Consider the following 20,506-nt stretch of genomic DNA (forward strand, 5'->3'; position numbering starts at 1 on the left):
TCCGTTATCTTTATGTAATGAACGCAACCCGCCCGGCCCCGGGCTCGCAGGCTTCGCTGCGCGAGGCCAACCGTGCGCGCGTTCTCGGCGTGGTCCGCCAGCACGGCCCGCTCACCCAGGTCGAGATCGCGGCCGCCTCCGGACTCTCCGCCGCCACCGTCTCGAACATGGTCCGCGAGCTGGACCAGGCCGGCATGGTCGGCCTGTCCCGCAGCATCCGCAACGGCCGCCGCGCGGTCCTGGTCTCGCTGGCGTCCGGCGGCGGACTGCTGGCCGGGGTCGCGTTCGGCGAGCGTGACGTCCGCGTCGCGGTCGCGAACGGCTCCCGCGAGATCCTCGCCCAGCAACTGATGCCGCTGCAGGCCGACCATGTCGCCGACGAAGGGATGGAACGCGCCGCCCGCCTCCTCGCGGACCTGGCCGAAACCGTCAGCTCCGGCGTCGAGGACATCTCCGCGATCGGATTCGGACTGCCGATGCCCGTCGACGCGATCAGCGGCGAGGCGGGCTCGGACGCAGTACTTCCCGGCTGGCGCGGCGTCAACGTGACCGAGGCGATGTCCGGCTACCTGCGCGCCCCGGTCGCACTCGACAACACCGCGAACCTCGCCGCACTGGGCGAACTCCACGCCGGCGCGCTGCGCGGGGTCCGCAACGGCTGCTACCTGAAGTTCTCGTACGGCGTCGGCGCGGGCATCGTGATCAACGGCGACGTGTTCCGCGGCTCGGCCGGTACGGCGGGCGAGATCGGGCACGTCACGATCGACGAGAACGGGCCGATCTGCCGCTGCGGAAACCGCGGCTGCCTGGACACGTTCGTCGGCTCCCGGGCGCTGATCACCAGCCTGGCCGCGTCGCACGGACCGCTGCGGCTGAAGGACATCGTGACCCGGGCGCTCGGCGGCGACCTGGGCTGCCGCCGGGTGATCGAGGACGCCGGCCGGCGCGTCGGCGTCGCTGTCGCCGGCGTCGTGAACCTGCTGAACCCGGAAACCATCGTGGTCGGCGGCCTGATGGCCGAGGCCGGTGAACTCATCCTCGGCCCGCTCCGCGAGGCCCTGGACCGGTGCGCGATCCCGAGTGCCGCCGCGACCGTCGACCTGCGGCCCGCCGAGCTCGGCGACGAGGCGGACATCGTCGGCGCCATCCACCGCGCGTCGATGCTGAGTCACACCAATATCTCCATTTCTTGAATTCAAGTCTTGACGCCAAGACGCCGGACAGCTTGACTTCGGGCAGGCCAATCAGGGCCTGTTCCGTCAAGGAGTCGCCATATGTCCCTCTCCGCAACACGTCTCGTCGGGCTCGGCATCGCCGTCTCGGCCCTCGCCGTCTCCTTGGTGGCCTGTGGCCAGGACGACGGAGGCGACGACTCCGGCAGCGGCTCAGGCAGCGCGAAGAAGATCGCGCTGTTGCTGCCCGAGTCGAAGACCACCCGGTACGAAGCGCTCGACCGCCCGCTGTTCACCGAGGCGCTGAAGGCGGCCTGCGGGAACTGCGAGCTGATCTACAGCAACGCCGACCAGGACGCCGCGAAGCAGCAACAGCAGGCCGAGGCCGCGCTCACCCAAGGCGCGAACGTGCTCGTCCTCGACCCGGTCGACGGCAAGGCCGCCGCCGCGGTGGTCAACTCCGCCAAGGGCCAGAACGTCCCGGTGGTCGCGTACGACCGGTTCATCGACAACGCCAACTACTACGTGTCGTTCGAGAACGAGGCGGTCGGCAAGCTGCAGGCCCAGACCCTGGTCGACGCCCTCAAGGCGGCCGGCAAGACCTCCGGCAACCTGGCCATGATCAACGGCTCGCCGACCGACCCGAACGCCGCCGACTTCAAGAAGGGCGCGCACAGCGTGCTCGACTCCAGCGGCTACAAGGTCGCCGCCGAGTTCGACACCCCGGACTGGAGCCCGGACAAGGCGCAGGCCTGGATGGAAGGCCAGCTCAGCGCGATCAAGAACGGCCTGGTCGGTGTGTACGCCGCCAACGACGGCACCGCGGGCGGCGCGATCGCGGCGCTCAAGGGCGGTGGCGTGACGCCGCTGCCGCCGGTCACCGGGCAGGACTCCGAACTGGCCGCGATCCAGCGGATCGTCGCCGGCGACCAGGCGATGACCATCTACAAGGCGGTCAAGCCGCAGGCCGAGGCCGCCGCCAAGGGCGCCGTGGCGCTGGCGAACGGCGGCAAGCCGGAGTCCACCACCGAGAAGAACGGCGTACCGTCGACGATCCTCGACCCGGTCGCGGTGACCAAGGACAACATCAAGGACACCGTGGTCAAGGACAACATCTACAAGGTCACCGACATCTGCACCGCGTCCTTCGCGGCCGCATGCCTGAATGCTGGCCTTACCACAAATTGACCAGCAGGATATGCCCAGGAGGCTGATCGAGTGACTGTGACTCCACCTGCTACTCCCGCTCCCCTGGACGTCGGCGCCGGCACGGTGCTGACGCTGCAGGGGATCTCCAAACGGTTCGGCGCCGTCCAGGCCCTGAAGAACATCGAGCTCGACGTCCGGGCCGGCGAGGTGCTGGCGCTGGTCGGCGACAACGGCGCCGGCAAGTCCACGCTGGTCAAGACCATCGCGGGCGTCTACACCGCCGACGACGGGTCGATGGTGTTCGACGGCAGGCCGGTCCGGGTCGGCAGCCCGGCCGAGGCGCAGCAACTCGGCATCGCGACCGTGTTCCAGGACCTGGCGCTGTGCGACAACCTCGACGTCGTCGCGAACCTGTACCTGGGCCGCGAGCTCCGCAAGGGGCGGGTGCTCGACGAGGTCGAGATGGAGCGGCAGTCCTGGGAACTGCTCCGCCAGCTCTCCGCCAAGATCCCGTCGGTTCGGATCCCGGTCGCCAGCCTGTCCGGCGGCCAGCGGCAGACCGTCGCGATCGCCCGCAGCCTGCTCGGCAGGCCCAAGGTCGTGATGCTGGACGAACCGACCGCGGCCCTCGGCGTAGCTCAGACCGCCGAGGTCCTCAATCTGGTCGAGCGGCTGCGCGAACGCGGCCTGGCCGTCATCCTGATCAGCCACAACATGGCCGACGTGATGGCGGTCGCGGACCGGGTCGCCGTGCTGCGGCTCGGCCGCAACAACGGCGTCTTCGTGGTCAGCGAGACCAAGACGCAAGACATCATCGCCGCGATCACCGGCGCCACCGACAACGCCGTCTCCGAGCGCGCCGCGCGCCGAAGCCGGGAGGACTCATGACCGCGCAAGACTCGGCCCAGCTTCCGGCCGACCTCCAGGACGAACGGCTGATCGCGAGCAGCGGGATCAGCGGCGCCGTGTCGGCGTTCACCGCGCGGCTGCGCTCCGGTGACCTGGGATCGGTCCCGGTGGTCGTCGGGCTGGTCATCATCTGGGTGGTCTTCCAGATCGCGAACAGCTCGTTCCTGTCCAGCCGCAACCTGGTCAACCTCACGCTGCAGACCACCTCGGTCGGAGTGATTGCCCTCGGCATCGTCCTGGTCCTGCTGCTGGGCGAGATCGACCTCTCGGTCGGTTCGGTCAGCGGTGTCGCGGCCGCACTCGTCGGCGTCACCTTCGTCAACCAGGGCTGGCCGCTCGTCCTGTCGCTGGTCGCCGGCGTCGCGCTCGGCGTGACCGTCGGCCTGTTCTACGGTCTGCTGTACACGCGGTTCGGCGTACCGAGCTTCGTGATCACGCTCGCCGGTCTGCTCGGCTTCCTCGGGCTCCAACTGCTTGTGCTCGGCAAGGACGGCACGATCAACCTGCCGTACGACTCCGCGCTGGTCGGGTTCGCGACGCGGAGCTTCCTGCCGCCCGCGATGGCCTACGCACTGGTCGCGCTGGTCGTCGTCGCCTACGCACTCACCCGGCTGCAGGGCCGGACGGCGCGGGCGGCCGCCGGTCTGTCCGCGGCGCCGACCTCGGTCATCGCGATCAAGGCCGCCGGCCTCGCGGTCGTGCTCCTGATCCCGGTCGCGATCCTGAACGGCGACCGCGGCGTCTCGTCGATGTTCCTGCTGTTCCTCGCGCTGGTGGTGATCACGGACCTCGCCGTCCGCCGGACGCGCTGGGGCCGCTCGGTGTTCGCCGTCGGCGGCAACGTCGAGGCCGCCCGGCGGGCGGGTATCAACGTCCGGACCATCTATCTGACGGTGTTCGCGGCGTGCTCGACGTTCGCGGCCGTCGGCGGCATCCTCGCCGCGGCCCGGCTGGTCGCGGTCGGGCAGGCCAGCGGCGGTACGGACACCAACCTGAACGCCATCGCGGCGGCCGTCATCGGCGGCACCAGCCTGTTCGGCGGCCGCGGTTCGGCGTACTCCGCCCTGCTCGGCGCGCTGGTGATCATGTCGATCTCCAACGGCCTCGCCCTGCTCAGCCTGGACTCCAACGTCCGCTACATCGTCACCGCGGGCGTCCTGCTGATCGCCGTCACCATCGACTCGCTCAGCCGCCGCAGCCGGCAGGCGCATGGGCGAGCATAACCAGTCAAGACACAAGTAAGCCCTCCGTCGCCTTTGACGGAGGGCTTACTTGCGCTCAGGCGGTTTCCGCGATCAGATCGACCTTCGGCTCCGCGAAGTGGCAGGCGGCCGTGTGGCCGGTGCTCGACTGCGGCTTGATCTCCAGCAGCGGCTCCTGCGTGGCGCAGATGTCCTCTGCCTTCCAGCAGCGGGTCCGGAACCGGCAGCCGCTCGGCGGGTCGATCGGCGAGGGTACGTCGCCGACCAGCCGGATCCGCTCCTTCGGCGGGACGCCGCGGATCGTGCCGAGGTCCGGTGCCGCGGACAGCAGCGCCTGCGTGTACGGGTGCTGCGGCGCGTTGTAGATCTGGTCCCGGCTGCCCTGCTCGACGATCTTGCCGAGGTACATCACCGCGACCTCGTCACAGAAGTGCCGGACGACGCCGAGGTCGTGCGCGATGAACACGAACGCGATGCCGAGGTCCTTGCGCAGTTCCTCGAGCAGGTTCATCACCTGTGCCTGGATCGACACGTCGAGCGCGGACACCGGCTCGTCGGCGATGATCACCTCCGGCTCCACCGCGAGCGCCCGGGCGATGCCGATGCGCTGCCGCTGACCGCCGGAGAACTCGTTCGGGTAGCGGTTGTGGTGCTCGGGGTTCAGGCCGACCCGCTCCAGCAGCTCCTGGACCCGTCCGAGCTCCTTGCCCTTCGGCACCAGGTTGTGGACGCGCAGCGGCGTACTGATGATGTTGCTGACCGTCTGCCGCGGGTTCAGCGAGCTGTACGGGTCCTGGAAGACGATCTGCAGCTGGCGGCGGAACGGACGGAGGTCCTTCTCCTTCAGCTGCGCGATGTCCGTGCCCTTGAACAGGATCTGGCCGGACGTCGGCGTCAGCAGCCGGGTGATCATCCGGCCGGTGGTCGACTTGCCGCAGCCGGACTCGCCGACCAGGCCCAGGCTGGCGCCCGCCTTCAGGTCGAAGTCGACGCCGTCGACGGCCTGCACGACCTTCTTGGTCCGGCCGAGGCCGGCGGCCTCCTTGATCGGGAAGTGCATCTTCAGGTCGCGGACCTGCAGCAGAGTCTCGCTCCCGGTTTCGCTCACAGTTTGGCTCATGGCTCCTCAGTCCCCTCGTCAGCCCAGTCTCGGCGCGACCTCGGTCTCGTAGATCGAGACCTTGTCGTGCAGGTGACAACGGGACGTGTGCGCACCGGCGCCGTCGACCGGCAGCAGTTCCGGCAGTTGCGTCGTGCAGAGCTCGCCCTTGACCCGGTCCTTGTACGGACAGCGCGGGTTGAACGAGCAGCCGCCCGGCAGGTTCAGCAGCGACGGCGGCAGGCCCTTGATCGGACGCAGCTTCTCGTTCGCCGCGGAGACCGTCGGGATCGACTCGAGCAGGCCCCAGGTGTAGGGCATCCGCGGGTTCGCCAGAACGTCCTCGGCGGTGCCGTACTCGACGCAGCGCCCGGCGTACATCACCAGGACGTCGTCGGCCATCTCGGCGACCACCCCGAGGTCGTGGGTGATCAGCACGATCGCGGAGCCGAACTCCTTCTGCAGGTTGTTCAGCAGGTCCAGGATCTGCGCCTGCACGGTGACGTCGAGGGCCGTGGTCGGCTCGTCGGCGATCACCAGCTTCGGGTCGTTGATCAGGCTCATCGCGATCATCGCGCGCTGCCGCATACCGCCGGAGAACTCGTGCGGATACTGCGCGAACCGGCGCTGCGGGTTCGGGATGCCGACCAGGTCGAGCATCTCCAGGGCCCGCTTCTTCGCGACCTCCTTGGAGACCTTGTGGTGCACGCGGTACGCCTCGACCAACTGGTTGCCGATCGTGTACAGCGGGTGCAGCGAGGACTGCGGGTCCTGGAAGACCATCGACACCGCGTCGCCGCGGACCTTCATCAGGTCGTTCTCGGACAGGCCGATGAGCTCCTCGCCGCCGAGCCGGATCGACCCGGTGATCCGGGTCCGCTTGCGGTCGTGCAGGCCCATCACGGCCATGCTGGACACCGACTTGCCGGAACCGGACTCGCCGACGATCGCGAGCGTGCGGCCGAGCGGGACCGAGTAGCTCAGCCCGTTCACCGCGCTCACCACGCCGTCGGCGGTGGGGAACTTGACGACCAGGTCCTCGACCACCAGGTACGGCGTCTCGCCGCTCGGGTTGGTCGCGCCCTGGCGGCGCTCACGAGTGGCGACCGCCGGGCCGCGCTTGGCCGCGGCCGCGCCGGCGTCCGCGGCCGGCGTTTCCGACGTTTCCGGCATGTTGTCCTGAACGTCCTTACCGTCGTCGTTGGCTGGTGTCGTCATGCGAGCCTCACCCGCGGGTCGATCAGCGAGTAGGCGATGTCGACGAGGAAGTTCATCGCGACCAGGATGGCCGCAGAGACCAGCACCGTGCCCATGATCAGCGGCAGGTCGTAGTTGCTCAGGCTTTCCAGCACCAGGTTGCCGAGGCCCGGCAGATCGAAGATCCGCTCGGTGAAGATCGCGCCCGAGAGGCTGCCGGCGATGTCCAGGCCGAAGATCGTGATGACCGGGATCATGCCGGAGCGCAGGCCGTGCTTGTAGGTGACGACCCGGTCCGACAGGCCCTTGGCCCGCGCGGTCCGGATGTAGTCCTCGCTGAGCGCCTCCACCATCGAGCCGCGCGAGTACCGCGCGTACTGCGTACAGCTGTAGAGACCGAGCACCAACCACGGGGTCAGCAGCCCGGTGAACCAGGACACCGGATTCTCGGTCAACGGCGTATATCCGCCGCGCGGCAGGATCTGGTAGAGGATCGTCAGGTAGAGGGAGATCATCAGCGCCACGATGTAGTACGGCACCGAGCTGAGGATCAGCGTGCTGCTCATCAGCGCGCGGTCGCCCAGCGTCCCCCGTCTCTTCGCGGCCATCGAGCCCACGAAGACACCGATCGTGAGGACGATCACCGCGTAGCCGGCGACCAGCGACACCGTGACCGGTAGTCGCTCTTTCAGCATCTGGGTGACAGGCCGGTCGTTCTTGAAGGAGAAGCCCAGGCAAGGCACCGAGCAGTGCTGCTTGACGCCGGCCGTCTCGAAGGTACGTCCGGCGAAGATGCCCACCGTGTACTCGGTGAACTGCTGCACCAGCGGCCGGTCCAGGTGCAGGTTTTCCTTGATCTCGTTGTATCGCTCCTGGGTGCAGTTGCGATCACCGCAGATCGCGCCGGCCGGGTCGGTCGGCGCAACGAAGAACAGCGCGAAAGTCACGATCAGCGTGACCAGCACGACGCTCAGCGCGCTCACCAGCCGGCGCGCCACGAAGTAGAGCACGAAGGATTCTCCTCGCTGAGGGATGGTGGCCGGACCGGGGTCCGGCCACCATCCGTCGTCAGACGATCAGACTGCTGTTACCCGAAGGCCGATCAGGGCTGCTTCAGGAAGATGGAGGTGAACTCCGGCAGACCCTGCGTCGGGTCGTTGATGACGTGGCCGAGGTTCTTACCCACCGGGTAGTTGCTCGCGCTGTAGTACAGCGGGATCAGCGGCAGGTACTTCTCCATGATCATCTTGTCGACCTTCGGCCATTCCTTGAGCTGCTCGTCAGCGCTCAGGGCGTTGACGCGGTTGAGCTCGGCGTCCAGCGCCTTGTCCTGCAGCATGCCGATGCTGTTGCTCAGCTCGACGGCGTCGGACCGGAACAGGACCGGGAACCAGCTGGCACCCGACGGCCAGTCGGAGCACCAACCCGACGGACCCTGGCCGATGTTGACCGGAGCAGCCGGGTCGTTGCGGAAGGTCCGCAGCTTGGCCTTCGCGACACCGATGGCCTTCACCTTGAAGCCGGCCGAGGTGTAGACCTGGGTCCGCAGCTGGGTGACCTGCGTGGCGATCTTGTCGTCGTTGGCGTAGTACCAGCTGAGCTCGAAGTTCTCCTTGCCGAGCTCCTTCAGCTTCGCCTTGACCTCGCTCGCGACGGCCGGGTCCTCAGCGCCCTTGCCGGTACCGACCAGGCCCGGGAGCTCGTACTTCTCGTAGCCCGGAACGGCCGGCGGCATGATCGTCGACGCCGGGATGGCGCTCTTCGGCGTCAGACCCGCAACCTTGCGGTAGGTGTCGAACGGGTACGCCTTGGCGATCAGCTGGCGGACCTCCATCGGGATCTTCCGGGTGTCCAGGCCCCAGACCGTGGTGCACGGCTGCGGACCGGTGACGAGCTGGCTCTGGTCCTTGACCTCAGGCACGAGGCTGGAGTCGAGGTCGGAGTAGTTCAGCGCGTTCGCGTCCGGACCGTTGCTGGCCAGCACCTGACGCTGAACCTTCAGCGTGTCCTGACCGAACTTGAAGTCGAAGGCGTCCGGGTACTGGTACCGCACCGGGTCGGTGTTGGGGTCCCAGTTCGGGTTCTTCTTGAGCTTCAGCTCCGAACCCGGCGTGTAGGAGTCGACCTGGTACGGGCCGGTGGTCATCGGCTTCAGGTCGTAGGACTTCTTGGTGTCCTTGGCCTGCGGGATCGGCGTGAACATCGGGAACGCCGCGTAGTACGGCAGGTCGTCGAACTTCTCCGCCAGGTGGATGACCAGGGTGTTGTCGTCCGGCGTCTCGACACCGGAGTAGTTGGCGCCGTTCGGGCCGTACGGGCCCTTGTAGGTCTTGCCGTCCTTGAAGTACTGGTCCTGGTACACCGGTCCGGCGTCGTACAGGTCGTGCGCGAAGGACCGCTTGATCGCGTACGCGTAGTCGGCCGCCTTCACCGGCGTGCCGTCCATGTACTTGATGCCCTTCTTCAGCTTGAAGGTCCAAGTCAGGCCGTCGGCAGACTTCGTGCCCAGGTCCTCGGCGAGGTCCGGAACGAGCACCGGCTTGTGGCTGTCACCGTCCAGGCGGTACTGGGTCAGCGCCCGGTACATCAACTTGCCGATCTGGTTCGTGTCGGTGAAGTAGATGTTCGTCGGGTCCATCGTGTCCGGCGAGACGTCCGACAGGACGCTCACGGTGCCGCCCTTCTTGGCACCCTCGAGCTCCGGAGCCGGGCCCTTCGCGGTCGCGTCGGTGGCCTTCTCCTGGGCCGTACCCGCGTCACCCGCGTTGGCCCCGTCCTTGCCGCTGTTGGACGACGGGCTGCCACAGGCCACGGCGGCCAGCATGACCGTCGCCGTGACAGCGGTGATCCGTTTCCACTGCATTGTTGTGTTTCTCCTTTTCTGCCGCTGGGGCAACGCCGGGCTACCGGCGAGTCTTGGGGTCGAAGGCGTCGCGGACTGCGTCACCGAGCAGGGCCAGCGCCAGAACCAGCGCGGTGATACCCAGCACGGGCAGCCACAGGTACAGCGGGTCCGCCTTGAACCAGTTGGTCGCGGTCGCGATCGTCTGGCCCCAGGAGGGGACCGGCTCGATCAGACCGACGCCGAGGAAGGACAGTCCCGCCTCCGCGGTCACGTACGCCGGCAGGGCCAGCGACGCCGAGATCACGATCGGCGCGACCAGGTTCGGCAGCAGCTCCTTGAACAGGACCTGCGAGGTCGGGACGCCGATGGCCTTCGCCGCGAGCACGAACTCACGCTCGCGCAGGGACAGCACTTCGCCTCGGATGATGCGGGCCAGACCGGCCCAGCCGAAGAACGACAGCACGAAGATCAGCACGATGAAGCGGGTCGAGGCCTGCTCCTCGGGCGAGAGGTTGAACGACCCGCCGCGCATGCTCTCGACGATCGGCACCAGCGCGATCGCGAACAGCAGGTACGGCAGGCTCAGCACGAAGTCGACCAGCCAGGAGATGACCCGGTCCACCCAGCCGCCGAGGAAGCCCGCGAGCAGGCCCATCAGCACGCCGACGATGGTGCCGAACAGCGTCGCGACGAACGCGACGACCAGCGACGGACGGGCGCCGTACACCCAGCGGGCGAAGTTGTCCCGCCCGGTCTTCGGCTCGACGCCGAACCAGTGCTGCGCGTTGGCGGCGAACGTCGGGAAGCCGTACTCGTCGACGAGCTCCGGGTGGAACGTGCCGATGTCGCTGCCCTCGATCTTGGTCAGCAACGGTGCCAGGACCGCGATCAGGATGAAGAAGAGCACCACTCCGGCGCAGACCACGGCGACTCGGTCCTTGCGGAGCCGGTCCACTGCCACCCGGGTGGGGGACTTGCCGTGCGGTACAGCAGAACCCCGAGTTGGTTCCGCCGACGCCGGGTGTTCTTCGATCCCCACGGTCGAGTCGGGTGACCCAATTGTCATTCGCACTCCGTAGCTTCAGTCGACCGGATTTCGGTCCGTCAAATTCTCTTGACAGGCGTTGTCCGCACAGCCGCGCGCTAGCCTGCCCGACACCGTGACACCAAACCAGCGGTGTCCGGCAGCAGTGCACAAATCGTTACCGGACCGCGTACCCCGATGGAACATTTGCCCCATTTCGTCACTGCCCGCAGTCGAGCCTGCGCAAAACGCGTCGGCACAGCACCGACAGTGGCCATTTTGTGCCAAGATCTCACGCAATGTAACGAAAAGACACAAACGGTGCAGATCGCGGTCAGCGCACGTGGACCGTCACGAAGGGCGGTTTCACGACCTCGAAGGTTTCCTTGCGGCCGCGGATGTCGACGGTCACTTGTTCGCCTTCTTTCACCGACGCGTCGAGCAGTGCCAACGCAATACCTTTCTTCAGCGTCGGCGAGAACGTGCCGGACGTCACTTCACCGAGCGCCGTTCCGGAATGCGCCAGAACGGACATGTGCGGCCGCGGAATACCCCGGCCGGTGGCCAGCAGGCCGCGCAGGATCCGGGCCGGTCCGCGCTCCTTCTCGGCCCGCAGGGCCTCGTCGCCCCAGAAGTGCTCCTTCTTCCAGCCGACGGCCCAGCCGGACCGCGCCTGGACGGGCGTGATGTCCGGCGAGATGTCCTGACCGTGCAGCGGGTACCCCATCTCGGTCCGGAGCGTGTCCCGCGCCCCGAGCCCGGCCGGGACGATGCCGTACTGCTCGCCGGTTGCCAGCAGCGCGTCGAACACGGCCACCGCGGCGGCGTTCGGTACGACGAGCTCGAAACCGCGCTCGCCCGTGTACCCGGTGCGGCACACCACCACCGGCGTACCGTCGACGTCGGCCGTGGCGAACGACATGTAGTCGTGGCCGGTCGGCAGCCCGATCGCGGACACCACCTCGTCGCTGTGCGCGCCCTGCACCGCGAGGATCGCGTAGTCGTCGTGCACGTTCGTGACCTCGACGCCGTCCGGGGCGCCGGCCTGGAGCAGGCGGACGACCTCGGCGGTGTTCGCGGCGTTCGGGATCAGGAACACGTCGTCGTCGGCGTGCAGATAGGCGATCAGGTCGTCGACCACTCCCCCGCGCTCGTTGCAGCACAGCGTGTACTGCGCCTGCCCGGGCGCGATCTTGCCGAGGTCGTTGGTCAGGCACGCGTTCACGTACGCCGCGGCGCCCGGTCCCTTGACCGTGGCCTTGCCGAGATGGCTGACATCGAAGACTCCGACCGATGTCCGCACCGCGGTGTGCTCGGCCACCACACCGGAGTACTCCAGGGGCATCTCCCAGCCGCCGAACTCGGCGAACTTGGCGCCGAGCGCGACGTGGCGCTCGTGCAGCGGGGACTTCTTCAACTCGGTCGACGGTGTCGGTGACGTGGTCATGGAGCGCAAACTACCTGACGCGTAGCATGCGGAGGCAGCTTGCACGTACCGTCACGACCGGCGCATCTGAGTCGCCGGTCAAGGAGGACTGAGGATTTCGTGACCACCATCACCCTGAGCAAGTCAGATGCCGCCGGCGTCAAGAGCGACGCCGTGGTCATCGGCGTGGTCAAACTCGGCGGCGGCGTCACCCTGCCGGCCGGTACCGAGTCGCTGAACGCCGCGTACGGCGGGAAGCTGGTGGAGGTGCTGTCCGGTCTCGGCGCCACCGGCAAGACCGGCGAGGTGACGAAGGTGCCCGGGCCCCACCTGAACAAGCCGGGCAAGTCGGCCACGCTGATCGCGGTCGGCCTGGGCGCCGCGCCCGACGGCGAACTGAAGACCGAGGACCTGCGGGCCGCGGCCGGCACCGGCGTCCGCGCCGCCAAGGCGGCGCAGTCGGTCGCCTTCGCGCTGCCGACGCCGGACGCCGAGTGCGTGCGGGCGATCGCCGAGGGCGCGCTGATGGGCCGCTACTCGTTCACGGCGTACAAGTCCTCCGACGGCCCGGCCGAAGCCCCCGGCAACCTGACGGTGCTGACCGACCTGGCCCGGAACAAGGAGGCCAAGGCCGCGCTCGAGCGGGCCCAGGTGACCGCGGAGGCCGTCGCGCAGGTGCGGGACTGGGTCAACACCCCGCCGTCGGACCTGCACCCGGCCGAGTTCGCCGCCGGCGCGGTCAAGCTCGGCAAGGAGTACGGCGTCAAGGTCGAGGTGCTCGACGAGAAGGCGCTCGCGAAGGGCGGGTACGGCGGCATCCTCGGGGTCGGCCAGGGCTCGGCCAACCCGCCGCGGCTCGTCCGGCTGACCTACACGCCGCGCAAGCCAGTCACGCATCTCGCGTTCGTCGGCAAGGGCATCACGTTCGACTCCGGCGGCCTGTCGCTGAAGACGTCGTCCGGCATGGTCAGCATGAAGTCCGACATGGCCGGTGCCGCCGCGGTGATCGGCGCCACGATCGCGATCGCACGGCTCGAGCTGCCGGTCCAGGTGACGACGTACGCCGCGATGGCCGAGAACATGCCGTCCGGGTCGGCGGCCCGCCCGTCCGACGTGCTGACCATGTACGGCGGCAAGACCGTCGAGGTGCTGAACACCGACGCCGAGGGCCGGCTGGTGCTCGGCGACGCGCTGGTCCGGGCCGGCGAGGACCAGCCCGACCTGATCGTCGACGTGGCCACCCTGACCGGCGCGTGCGTCGTTGCCCTGGGCACCAAGGTGGCCGGCGCGTTCGGCAACACCGACGCCGCCCGCGACCGAGTGGTGGACGCGGCGGTGGCGGCCGGCGAGTCGATGTGGCCGCTGCCGATCCCGGCCGAGATGCTCGACAAGCTGAAGTCGCACTCCAAGGTCGCGGACCTCGCCAACATCACCGGCGAGGCATGGGGCGGCGCGCTCGCGGCGGCCGCGTTCCTCGGCGACTTCGTTGCCGATGGCATCGACTGGGTGCACCTCGACGTGGCCGGCCCCGCCTTCAACGACGGCGGCGCCTCCGGTTACACCCCCAACGGCGGCACCGGCTACGCCGTCCGCACCCTGGTGGAACTCGCCGCCTCGGCGAGCTGAGTCCTGTGCGGGGTCTGGCCGGTGGTCAGGCCCCGCCGTTCCGCTTCATCCGCGCGTTGTACTCACGCATCCGGGGCGGGTAGCCGACGACGGCCGCGTCGTACGACGGGATGCCGAGGCGGTTCGCGAAGTCGTGCGCCCATTTGACCGACGGGACCCGGCGCCGGGTCCACTCGCCGTCGACCGCGACCAGCAGCAGGGTGTAGTCGGTCACCGCGGTCCGCGGCTCGACGAAGCCCTCCACTCCCTGACGGGTCTGCGCGAACTCCCGCAGGTGCGCCTGGTCGGGGTTGTCCGACCGGCGCATCGTTCCGGCTTTCTGCCGGCGACCGAACCACTTCATGGGAGTAAGTGTCCACTATCTGTGCAAGTCCCGGCCGAAATCCTGGATAACGGTTGCGGCCGGATCCGGCCTGCGCGCCACGGGCGGCCCGGGGATGGATCCGGCCGCGATCGGTGACAAGATGACGCCGAGGTTGGAACCCGCGATCCGGAGGAACCTGTGACTGGTACGACGTACGACCTGGTGATTCTCGGCGGCGGCAGCGGTGGCTATGCCGCCGCACTACGCGCCGCGACCCTCGGCCTGTCGGTGGCGGTGGTGGAGAAGGACAAGGTCGGCGGGACCTGTCTGCACCGCGGCTGCATCCCGACCAAGGCGCTGCTGCACGCCGCCGAGGTCGCGGACTCGGCCCGCGAGGGTGAGCAGTTCGGTGTCCGGACGACGCTCGAGGGCGTCGACATGGGCGGTGTGAACAAGTACAAGGACGGCGTCGTCGACCGGCTGTTCAAGGGGCTGCAGGGTCAGTTGAAGGCCCGCGGCATCACGGTGATCGAGGGCGAGGGCCGGCTGACCTCCCCCACCACGGTCCAGGTCGGCGACACGACGTACACCGGCCGCAACATCATTCTTGCCTCCGGCTCCTACTCCCGCTCGCTCCCCGGTCTCGAGCTCGACGGGCACCGGGTGATCGCGAGCGAGCACGCACTGACCCTGGACCGGGTGCCGGAGTCCGCGGTGATCCTCGGCGGCGGCGTGATCGGCGTCGAGTTTGCGTCCGCGTGGACCTCGTTCGGCACGCGCGTGACGATCGTCGAGGCGCTGCCCCGGCTGGTCCCGGCCGAGGACGCGGACTGTTCGAAGACGCTGGAGCGCGCGTTCCGGAAGCGGAAGATCGCGTTCAAGACCGGTACGCCGTTCGAGTCGGTCTCGTTGACCGATTCCGGGGTGCAGGTCCGGATCGCGGGCGGCGAGGTCATCGAGGCCGAGGTCCTCCTGGTCGCGGTCGGCCGCGGGCCGAACACGACGGGCCTCGGCTATGAAGAGGTAGGTGTCGCTCTCGACCGTGGGTTCGTGACCGTCGACGCGACGCTGCAGACGAGCGTGCCGGGCGTGTACGCGGTCGGCGACATCGTGCCGGGGCTGCAGCTCGCGCACCGCGGGTTCCAGCAGGGCATCTTCGTCGCCGAGCACCTCGCGGGCCTGGCGCCGACGCCGATCGACGAGGCCGGTATCCCCCGCGTCACGTACTCCGAGCCCGAGGTCGCGTCGGTCGGGCTGACCGAGGAGCAGGCCCGGGAGAAGTACGGCGACGTGGAGATCCTCAACTACAACCTGGGCGGCAACGGCAAGTCGCAGATTCTGAAGACCGCGGGCTTCGTGAAGCTCGTCCGCGCCCGCGACGGTGCGGTCGTCGGTCTGCACATGGTCGGTTCGCGTGTCGGCGAGCTGATCGGCGAGGCCCAGCTGATCTACAACTGGGAGGCGTACCCGGCGGACGTGGCGCCGCTCGTGCACGCGCACCCGACCCAGACCGAGGCCCTCGGCGAGGCCCACCTCGCGCTCGCCGGGAAACCTTTGCACTTCCATGACTGAGCTACCCGGCAGCCTGCTGGATTGCCCGAGTAGGTTAGAGCCGTGTGCAGCGTGCGGGTCCGTGTGACCCGGATCCCGCGCGCTCAGGCGGCACCGTAGGCTGACACTCGACCGATCAGACGAAGGAGCAACGACCGTCATGCCGACCTCTGTATCCCTGCCGGCCCTCGGGGAGAGCGTCACCGAAGGAACCGTCACCCGCTGGCTCAAGCAGGTCGGTGACACGGTTGCCGTGGACGAACCCCTGCTGGAGGTCTCGACCGACAAGGTCGACACCGAAATCCCGAGTCCCGTCGCCGGCACCCTGCTCGAGATCAAGGCTGCCGAGGACGAGACCGTCGAGGTCGGCGCGGAACTGGCCGTCATCGGCGACGCCGGCGAGGCCGGCTCCACTCCTGCGGCTCCGGCCGAGCCCGCCGCCGAGGCTGCTCCTGAGCCCGCGGCCGAGGCTGCTCCTGAGCCGGCTGCCGAGGCCGCTCCGGCTGCTGCGGCTGCTGCGGCTGCTGCGGCTGCGCCGGCGGAGAGCGCTCCGGCCGGCGAGGCTGCTGCTCCGGCGCCTGCCGCTGAGGCTGCCGGCGGGTCTGCTTCGGGTACGTCGGTGACACTGCCCGCGCTCGGTGAGAGCGTGACCGAGGGTACGGTCACCCGCTGGCTGAAGCAGGTCGGCGACGACGTTGCCGTCGACGAGCCGCTCCTCGAGGTCTCCACCGACAAGGTCGACACTGAGATCCCGAGCCCGATCGCCGGCAAGCTCCTGGAGATCAAGGTCGCCGAGGACGAAACCGTCGAGGTCGGCGCCGAACTGGCCATCGTCGGCTCGGGATCGGCCGCCCCGGCCGCCGCCGCGCCCGCCGAGGCCCCGGCTCCTGCCGCCGCTCCTGCTCCTGCCGCCGCTCCTGCTCCCGCCGCTGCGCCGGCTCCGGCCCCCGCTCCGGCCGCTCAGGCTCCGGCTCCCGCTCAGGCCCCGGCTGCTGCTCCCGCACCGGCTGCCGCTCCGGCGCAGGCTCCGGCTGCTCAGGCTCCGGCTGCTCAGGCTCCCGCTCCGGCCCAGGCTCCCGCTCCTGCCCAGGCTGCTCCGGCGCCGGCCGCTCCGTCCGTGTCGCCGAACGGCGCCGCCGCCGACGGCCCGAACTACGTCACCCCGCTGGTCCGCAAGCTCGCGGCCGAGCACGAGGTCGACCTGAACGCCGTACAGGGCACCGGCGTCGGCGGCCGCATCCGCAAGCAGGACGTGATCGCCGCCGCCGAGGCGAAGAAGGCCGCCGCGGCCGCACCGGCGCCGGCCGCCCAGGCTCCGGCCCCGGCCGCCGCGAAGGCAGCGCCGATCAGCCCGCTGCGCGGTACCACCGAGAAGATGAGCCGGATCCGCAAGGCGATCGCGGCCCACATGGTCAACAGCCTGAAGGTGTCGGCCCAGCTGACCACCGTGGTCGAGGTCGACGTCACCGAGATCGCCAGGCTGCGGAACGCGAAGAAGGCGGAGTTCGAGGCCCGCGAGGGCGTCAAGCTGTCGTTCCTGCCGTTCTTCGCGCTGGCCGCGGTCGACGCGCTCAAGCAGTACCCGAAGCTGAACGCGTCGATCGACGAGGAGAAGGGCGAGATCACGTACCACGCGGCCGAGCACCTCGGCATCGCGGTGGACGTGGAGCGCGGCCTGATGGTCCCGGTCGTCCACAACGCCGGCGACCTGAACATCGCCGGCCTGGCGAAGAAGATCGCCGACCTCGCCGACCGCACCCGTAACAACAAGGTGCTGCCGGACGAGATGGCGGGCGGCACGTTCACCATCACCAACACCGGGAGCCGGGGCGCGCTGTTCGACACCCCGATCCTGAACCAGCCGCAGGTCGGCATGCTCGGCACCGGCGCCGTGGTGAAGCGCCCGGTCGTCATCACCCACCCGGAGCTCGGCGAGACGATCGCGATCCGGCAGATGGTGTACCTGGCCCTGACCTACGACCACCGCCTGGTCGACGGCGCCGACGCGGCCCGCTACCTGACGGCGGTCAAGCAGCGCCTCGAAGAGGCCCAGTTCGACGTCTGATCCGATCGGACACCGGCGCCGGTGCCCGTCTCCCCGGAGATGGGCACCGGCGCTGTTATGTTGACGCGCCAGGTGTGAGCGGACAAGGAGCTGAACGGGATGAAGTACCTACTGGCCGGCGCCTCCGGTTTCCTCGGCAGGGCCCTCGCCCGCGACTTGGTTGCCAACGGCCACCAGGTCGTCCGGCTGGTCCGGCGGCCGCCGTCGGCCCCGGACGAGGTCCGCTGGGACCCGGCGGCGGGTGATCTCGACCTGAGCGCGCTCGACGATCCCGACGTCCTGGTCAACCTGGCCGGCGCGAACATCGGCCGCCCGTGGACACCGACGTACCGCCGCACGATCCGCGAGAGCCGCATCGCGACGACCGCGACGCTGGCCGCGGCCGCCGGACAGCTCGACCGGCGACCGGTGCTGATCACCCAGAGCGGGATCGGCGGCTACGGCACCGATCTCGGCGACCGCATCCTCACCGAGGACTCCGAACTCGGTGAAGGCTTCCTGTCCGACGTCGTCCGGCTGTGGGAGGGCGCACTCGAGCCGGCCCGCGCGGCAGGCAGCCGGGTGGCCGCTTTGCGCACGGGCGTCGTCCTCGACCGCAAGGCTCCGGCGTTTCAACTCCTCTCCCTTCCCTTCCGCATCGGCCTGGGCGGGCGGTTCGGCTCCGGGACGCAGTACTTCCCGGTGGTCTCGCTGACCGACTGGATCCGCGCCGTCCGGCACGTCGCGGAGAACGACGCCGTGAGCGGCCCCGTCAACGTCGCCCTCCCGGCACCCGCAACGAACTCCGAACTCACCGAAGCCCTGGCCACCGCCCTGCACCGCCCCGCGTTCGTCCCGGTGCCCGCGATCCTCATGAAGCTCGCCCTCGGCGAATTCGCCTGGGAACTCCTCGGCAGCAAACGGGCGCTGCCCACCCGCCTCCAATCCACCGGCTTCACCTTCCACCACCCCACCATCACCACCGCCATCTCCGCCGCCCTCGCCTAGCTGTTCGATTTGATCCAATCGAACAGGTGTTCTAATGTACTCGCATGACGGCCGTCGCGATCAACCCACCCCTCGGCGCACCAGCGCCGACCGAGCCGTGGTTCACGACTGCCGAGGCGGACCAGTACAGGCCTCCGCCCGACGATCTGTACGACCCTGACGACCCACAGCCTCCGCGCTTCCTGAGCGAAGAGGATCTGTACGACGACCTGCCGCCGATGTCGCGCGTCGACGAACTCGAATGGGAGTTGTGGGCCGGCGTCGATCAGGACGCCGCCGAGCGGGAGATGCTGCGCCTGAAGGCGCCCGCGTGGGTGTCCCTCCCGCCGGGCGCCGAGCTGGCGGCAGCCCTGCAAGAGCTGCGGCCGCAGCTCGAGTCGCCCGTCGCCCTGATCGAGGCGATGAAGGCCGCGTCCCGGATGGAAGCCTGGGCCGCGTCCATCAAGGCCGCCGCGATGGCGTCGTTCTACCGGCAACGCAAGGCTCAGTCCGTCGACACACCCCGCCCGGCACAACTCGACTCCCACGGACGCCCGATCGACCCCGAGCGGTCCTGGTCGGCGGAGATCGCCGCCGCCCTCAAACTGTCGCCCCAGACAGTCGGCCGGCACATCGACACCGCCCTCCATCTGACCGGCGCGCTGACCGCGACCCACACAGCACTCCGATGCGGGGCCCTCACCTGGTCCAAGGCACTAGCGATCTCGGAGGCCACCCGCCCCTTGCCCCCAGCCGCCGCGCACGCCGTCGAATCCCACGTATTGCGCCGCGCCCCCGGCCAGACCCACGCCAACCTGAACGCCTCTCTGCGCCGCCAGGTCGCCAAGCACACCACTCGCAACGCCGCGCCTGGCGGCACCGATCACCACCGAGCCGCCGCAACCGAGCGGACCTGCAAGATCGTGCCCCTCTCCGACGGCATGGCCGGCCTCTGGGTCGTCCACACCGCCGACAAGATCCAGCAGATGTGGGTAGTCATCCAAGCCATGGCCACCCTCGCCAAACGCACCATCCCGACTCCTGAATCCACCCCACCCACCAACGCCGCCCACCAATCCGGAGTATCGGAACGGGCGGTGCCTGGCGCACAGAAGCTCGGCACACAAGCGTCGGACCCGCCAGAGCCAGCCGCGGGGCCAAAGCGGACAGCGGAACAGCGGCGCGCGGATGCCGTGGCGGATCTGTTCGAATACATGCTGCACAACGGCCTGGACTGGCTCGGCCGCCGCCTGCCCGATCAGCACCGCAGACGGCCGCACATCGAGGTCCTCATCCCCGTCACCACGCTGCTCGGCATGGACGACGACCCCTGCGAACTCACCGGCTACGGGCCCATCCCCGCCGACATGGCCCGCCGCATCGCCGCCGACGGCACCTGGCGCAGACTCCTCACCGACCCCACCACCGGCACAGTCCTAGAAGCCTCCACCACCCGCCACGACCCCGGCGTACTCGTCACCGAAACGCTCCTCGCCCGGCACCCCGTCTGCGCCTGGCCAGGCTGCAACCGCACCTCCCGCGATTGCCACCGCGACCACGCAACCCCCTTCGCGAAATCCAAACAGACCTACCTCGCCGGCCTGATCCCGTACTGCGCGTACCACCACGTCATCAAAGACACCCCGGCCTGGGGCTGGACCACAACGCCTCACCCCGACGGCTCGGTCACACTCACAACCCCCACAGGCCACCGCTACACCACAGTCCCACCCGCCCGAGGCCCCATCGCACCCCCACAAGACCCGCCCCCAACCGACCACCCCCAAACCTCCCCACCCGCACGCCACCCGTCATCCAGCCCCCTCGGTCCCCCGCCTTTCTGACCCACCACGCCTGCCCAAAACAGCAACACCGCACCTCGACTCCAAGCTGAACTCCGAAGTCGACGCTGAGCCCGACCCCAAGCTCGACACTGGGCCCGACCCCAAGCTCGACCCCAAGCTCGACACC

At 69.1% G+C, this 20,506-nt stretch carries 16 protein-coding genes; 9 read left to right on the forward strand and 7 right to left on the reverse strand.

Going from position 1 to position 20,506, the window contains the following annotated elements; genetic code table 11:
• Positions 1–17: 17 nt before the first annotated feature.
• The 4 genes from AB0L64_RS25110 (at position 18) to AB0L64_RS25125 (ending at position 4,453) form a co-directional block, all read left to right on the forward strand.
• On the forward strand, positions 18–1,193 hold the full coding sequence (locus tag AB0L64_RS25110) for an ROK family transcriptional regulator (protein WP_363713743.1): 1,176 nt from the start codon (positions 18–20) through the stop codon (positions 1,191–1,193).
• An 81-nt stretch (positions 1,194–1,274) separates the two neighbouring features.
• Positions 1,275–2,360: a substrate-binding domain-containing protein gene (locus AB0L64_RS25115; protein ID WP_363713745.1), complete on the forward strand. Its 1,086-nt coding sequence runs from the start codon at positions 1,275–1,277 to the stop codon at positions 2,358–2,360.
• A 30-nt stretch (positions 2,361–2,390) separates the two neighbouring features.
• Entirely contained in the window at positions 2,391–3,209 is an 819-nt protein-coding gene (locus AB0L64_RS25120; RefSeq protein WP_355688531.1) for an ATP-binding cassette domain-containing protein, read from the forward strand.
• Positions 3,206–4,453: a sugar ABC transporter permease gene (locus AB0L64_RS25125; RefSeq protein WP_363713748.1), complete on the forward strand. Its 1,248-nt coding sequence runs from the start codon at positions 3,206–3,208 to the stop codon at positions 4,451–4,453. The genes AB0L64_RS25120 and AB0L64_RS25125 overlap by 4 nt, the downstream gene beginning before the upstream one ends.
• Positions 4,454–4,508: 55 nt before the next feature.
• Here the strand turns inward: AB0L64_RS25125 and AB0L64_RS25130 are convergent, their stop codons facing one another.
• The 6 genes from AB0L64_RS25130 to gcvT form a co-directional block, all read right to left on the reverse strand.
• A complete protein-coding gene (locus AB0L64_RS25130) occupies positions 4,509–5,552 on the reverse strand; it encodes a dipeptide ABC transporter ATP-binding protein (RefSeq protein ID WP_363713750.1) in 1,044 nt (347 codons plus the stop codon).
• 18 nt (positions 5,553–5,570) lie between these two features.
• Entirely contained in the window at positions 5,571–6,749 is a 1,179-nt protein-coding gene (locus tag AB0L64_RS25135; RefSeq protein ID WP_363713752.1) for an ABC transporter ATP-binding protein, read from the reverse strand.
• The gene (locus tag AB0L64_RS25140; protein WP_355688537.1) at positions 6,746–7,738 is read right to left on the reverse strand and encodes an ABC transporter permease; all 993 of its coding nucleotides are present in this window, start codon (positions 7,736–7,738) and stop codon (positions 6,746–6,748) included. Before AB0L64_RS25140 ends, AB0L64_RS25135 begins: the two co-directional genes overlap by 4 nt.
• A gap of 92 nt (positions 7,739–7,830) precedes the next feature.
• The gene (locus tag AB0L64_RS25145; RefSeq protein ID WP_355688538.1) at positions 7,831–9,591 is read right to left on the reverse strand and encodes an ABC transporter substrate-binding protein; all 1,761 of its coding nucleotides are present in this window, start codon (positions 9,589–9,591) and stop codon (positions 7,831–7,833) included.
• 40 nt (positions 9,592–9,631) lie between these two features.
• Positions 9,632–10,639, reverse strand: coding sequence for an ABC transporter permease (locus tag AB0L64_RS25150; protein ID WP_363713755.1), 1,008 nt, complete (start codon positions 10,637–10,639; stop codon positions 9,632–9,634).
• A gap of 292 nt (positions 10,640–10,931) precedes the next feature.
• Positions 10,932–12,044, reverse strand: a complete 1,113-nt coding sequence (gene gcvT / locus AB0L64_RS25155; protein WP_363713757.1) for a glycine cleavage system aminomethyltransferase GcvT — start codon at positions 12,042–12,044, stop codon at positions 10,932–10,934.
• Between the two features lie 99 nt (positions 12,045–12,143).
• Between gcvT and AB0L64_RS25160 the strand changes: the two genes are divergently transcribed.
• Entirely contained in the window at positions 12,144–13,649 is a 1,506-nt protein-coding gene (locus AB0L64_RS25160; RefSeq protein ID WP_363713759.1) for a leucyl aminopeptidase, read from the forward strand.
• A gap of 25 nt (positions 13,650–13,674) precedes the next feature.
• Here AB0L64_RS25160 and AB0L64_RS25165 read toward each other — a convergent pair whose 3' ends face one another.
• On the reverse strand, positions 13,675–13,992 hold the full coding sequence (locus AB0L64_RS25165) for a hypothetical protein (protein ID WP_363713761.1): 318 nt from the start codon (positions 13,990–13,992) through the stop codon (positions 13,675–13,677).
• A gap of 159 nt (positions 13,993–14,151) precedes the next feature.
• On the opposite strand from AB0L64_RS25165, the gene lpdA reads away from it, so the two are divergent.
• From lpdA to AB0L64_RS25185, 4 genes are all read left to right on the forward strand, one after another.
• Positions 14,152–15,525 carry a dihydrolipoyl dehydrogenase gene (gene lpdA, locus AB0L64_RS25170; protein ID WP_363713763.1) on the forward strand — a complete coding sequence of 458 codons (1,374 nt, stop codon included), beginning with the start codon at positions 14,152–14,154 and terminating at the stop codon, positions 15,523–15,525.
• Positions 15,526–15,664: 139 nt separating this feature from the next.
• On the forward strand, positions 15,665–17,569 hold the full coding sequence (gene sucB, locus AB0L64_RS25175; protein ID WP_363713764.1) for a 2-oxoglutarate dehydrogenase, E2 component, dihydrolipoamide succinyltransferase: 1,905 nt from the start codon (positions 15,665–15,667) through the stop codon (positions 17,567–17,569).
• Between the two features lie 99 nt (positions 17,570–17,668).
• Positions 17,669–18,556, forward strand: coding sequence for a TIGR01777 family oxidoreductase (locus AB0L64_RS25180; RefSeq protein WP_363713765.1), 888 nt, complete (start codon positions 17,669–17,671; stop codon positions 18,554–18,556).
• Between the two features lie 44 nt (positions 18,557–18,600).
• The gene (locus tag AB0L64_RS25185) at positions 18,601–20,379 is read left to right on the forward strand and encodes a DUF222 domain-containing protein (RefSeq protein WP_363713767.1); all 1,779 of its coding nucleotides are present in this window, start codon (positions 18,601–18,603) and stop codon (positions 20,377–20,379) included.
• The last annotated feature ends 127 nt before the right edge of the window (positions 20,380–20,506 follow it).

It is taken from the genome of Kribbella sp. NPDC051936, from assembly GCF_040680955.1.
In the GTDB taxonomy this organism is placed as follows: domain Bacteria; phylum Actinomycetota; class Actinomycetes; order Propionibacteriales; family Kribbellaceae; genus Kribbella.

What these genes read in the sequence shown, in the direction of transcription:
- AB0L64_RS25110 (WP_363713743.1), top strand. Translation starts at nt 18, where the DNA reads ATGAACGCAACCCGCCCGGCCCCGGGCTCGCAGGCTTCGCTGCGCGAG.
- AB0L64_RS25115 (WP_363713745.1), top strand. Translation starts at nt 1,275, where the DNA reads ATGTCCCTCTCCGCAACACGTCTCGTCGGGCTCGGCATCGCCGTCTCG.
- AB0L64_RS25125 (WP_363713748.1), top strand. Translation starts at nt 3,206, where the DNA reads ATGACCGCGCAAGACTCGGCCCAGCTTCCGGCCGACCTCCAGGACGAA.
- AB0L64_RS25130 (WP_363713750.1), bottom strand. Translation starts at nt 5,552, where the DNA reads ATGAGCCAAACTGTGAGCGAAACCGGGAGCGAGACTCTGCTGCAGGTC.
- AB0L64_RS25135 (WP_363713752.1), bottom strand. Translation starts at nt 6,749, where the DNA reads ATGACGACACCAGCCAACGACGACGGTAAGGACGTTCAGGACAACATG.
- AB0L64_RS25145 (WP_355688538.1), bottom strand. Translation starts at nt 9,591, where the DNA reads ATGCAGTGGAAACGGATCACCGCTGTCACGGCGACGGTCATGCTGGCC.
- AB0L64_RS25150 (WP_363713755.1), bottom strand. Translation starts at nt 10,639, where the DNA reads ATGACAATTGGGTCACCCGACTCGACCGTGGGGATCGAAGAACACCCG.
- gcvT (WP_363713757.1), bottom strand. Translation starts at nt 12,044, where the DNA reads ATGACCACGTCACCGACACCGTCGACCGAGTTGAAGAAGTCCCCGCTG.
- AB0L64_RS25165 (WP_363713761.1), bottom strand. Translation starts at nt 13,992, where the DNA reads ATGAAGTGGTTCGGTCGCCGGCAGAAAGCCGGAACGATGCGCCGGTCG.
- sucB (WP_363713764.1), top strand. Translation starts at nt 15,665, where the DNA reads ATGCCGACCTCTGTATCCCTGCCGGCCCTCGGGGAGAGCGTCACCGAA.
- AB0L64_RS25180 (WP_363713765.1), top strand. Translation starts at nt 17,669, where the DNA reads ATGAAGTACCTACTGGCCGGCGCCTCCGGTTTCCTCGGCAGGGCCCTC.
- AB0L64_RS25185 (WP_363713767.1), top strand. Translation starts at nt 18,601, where the DNA reads ATGACGGCCGTCGCGATCAACCCACCCCTCGGCGCACCAGCGCCGACC.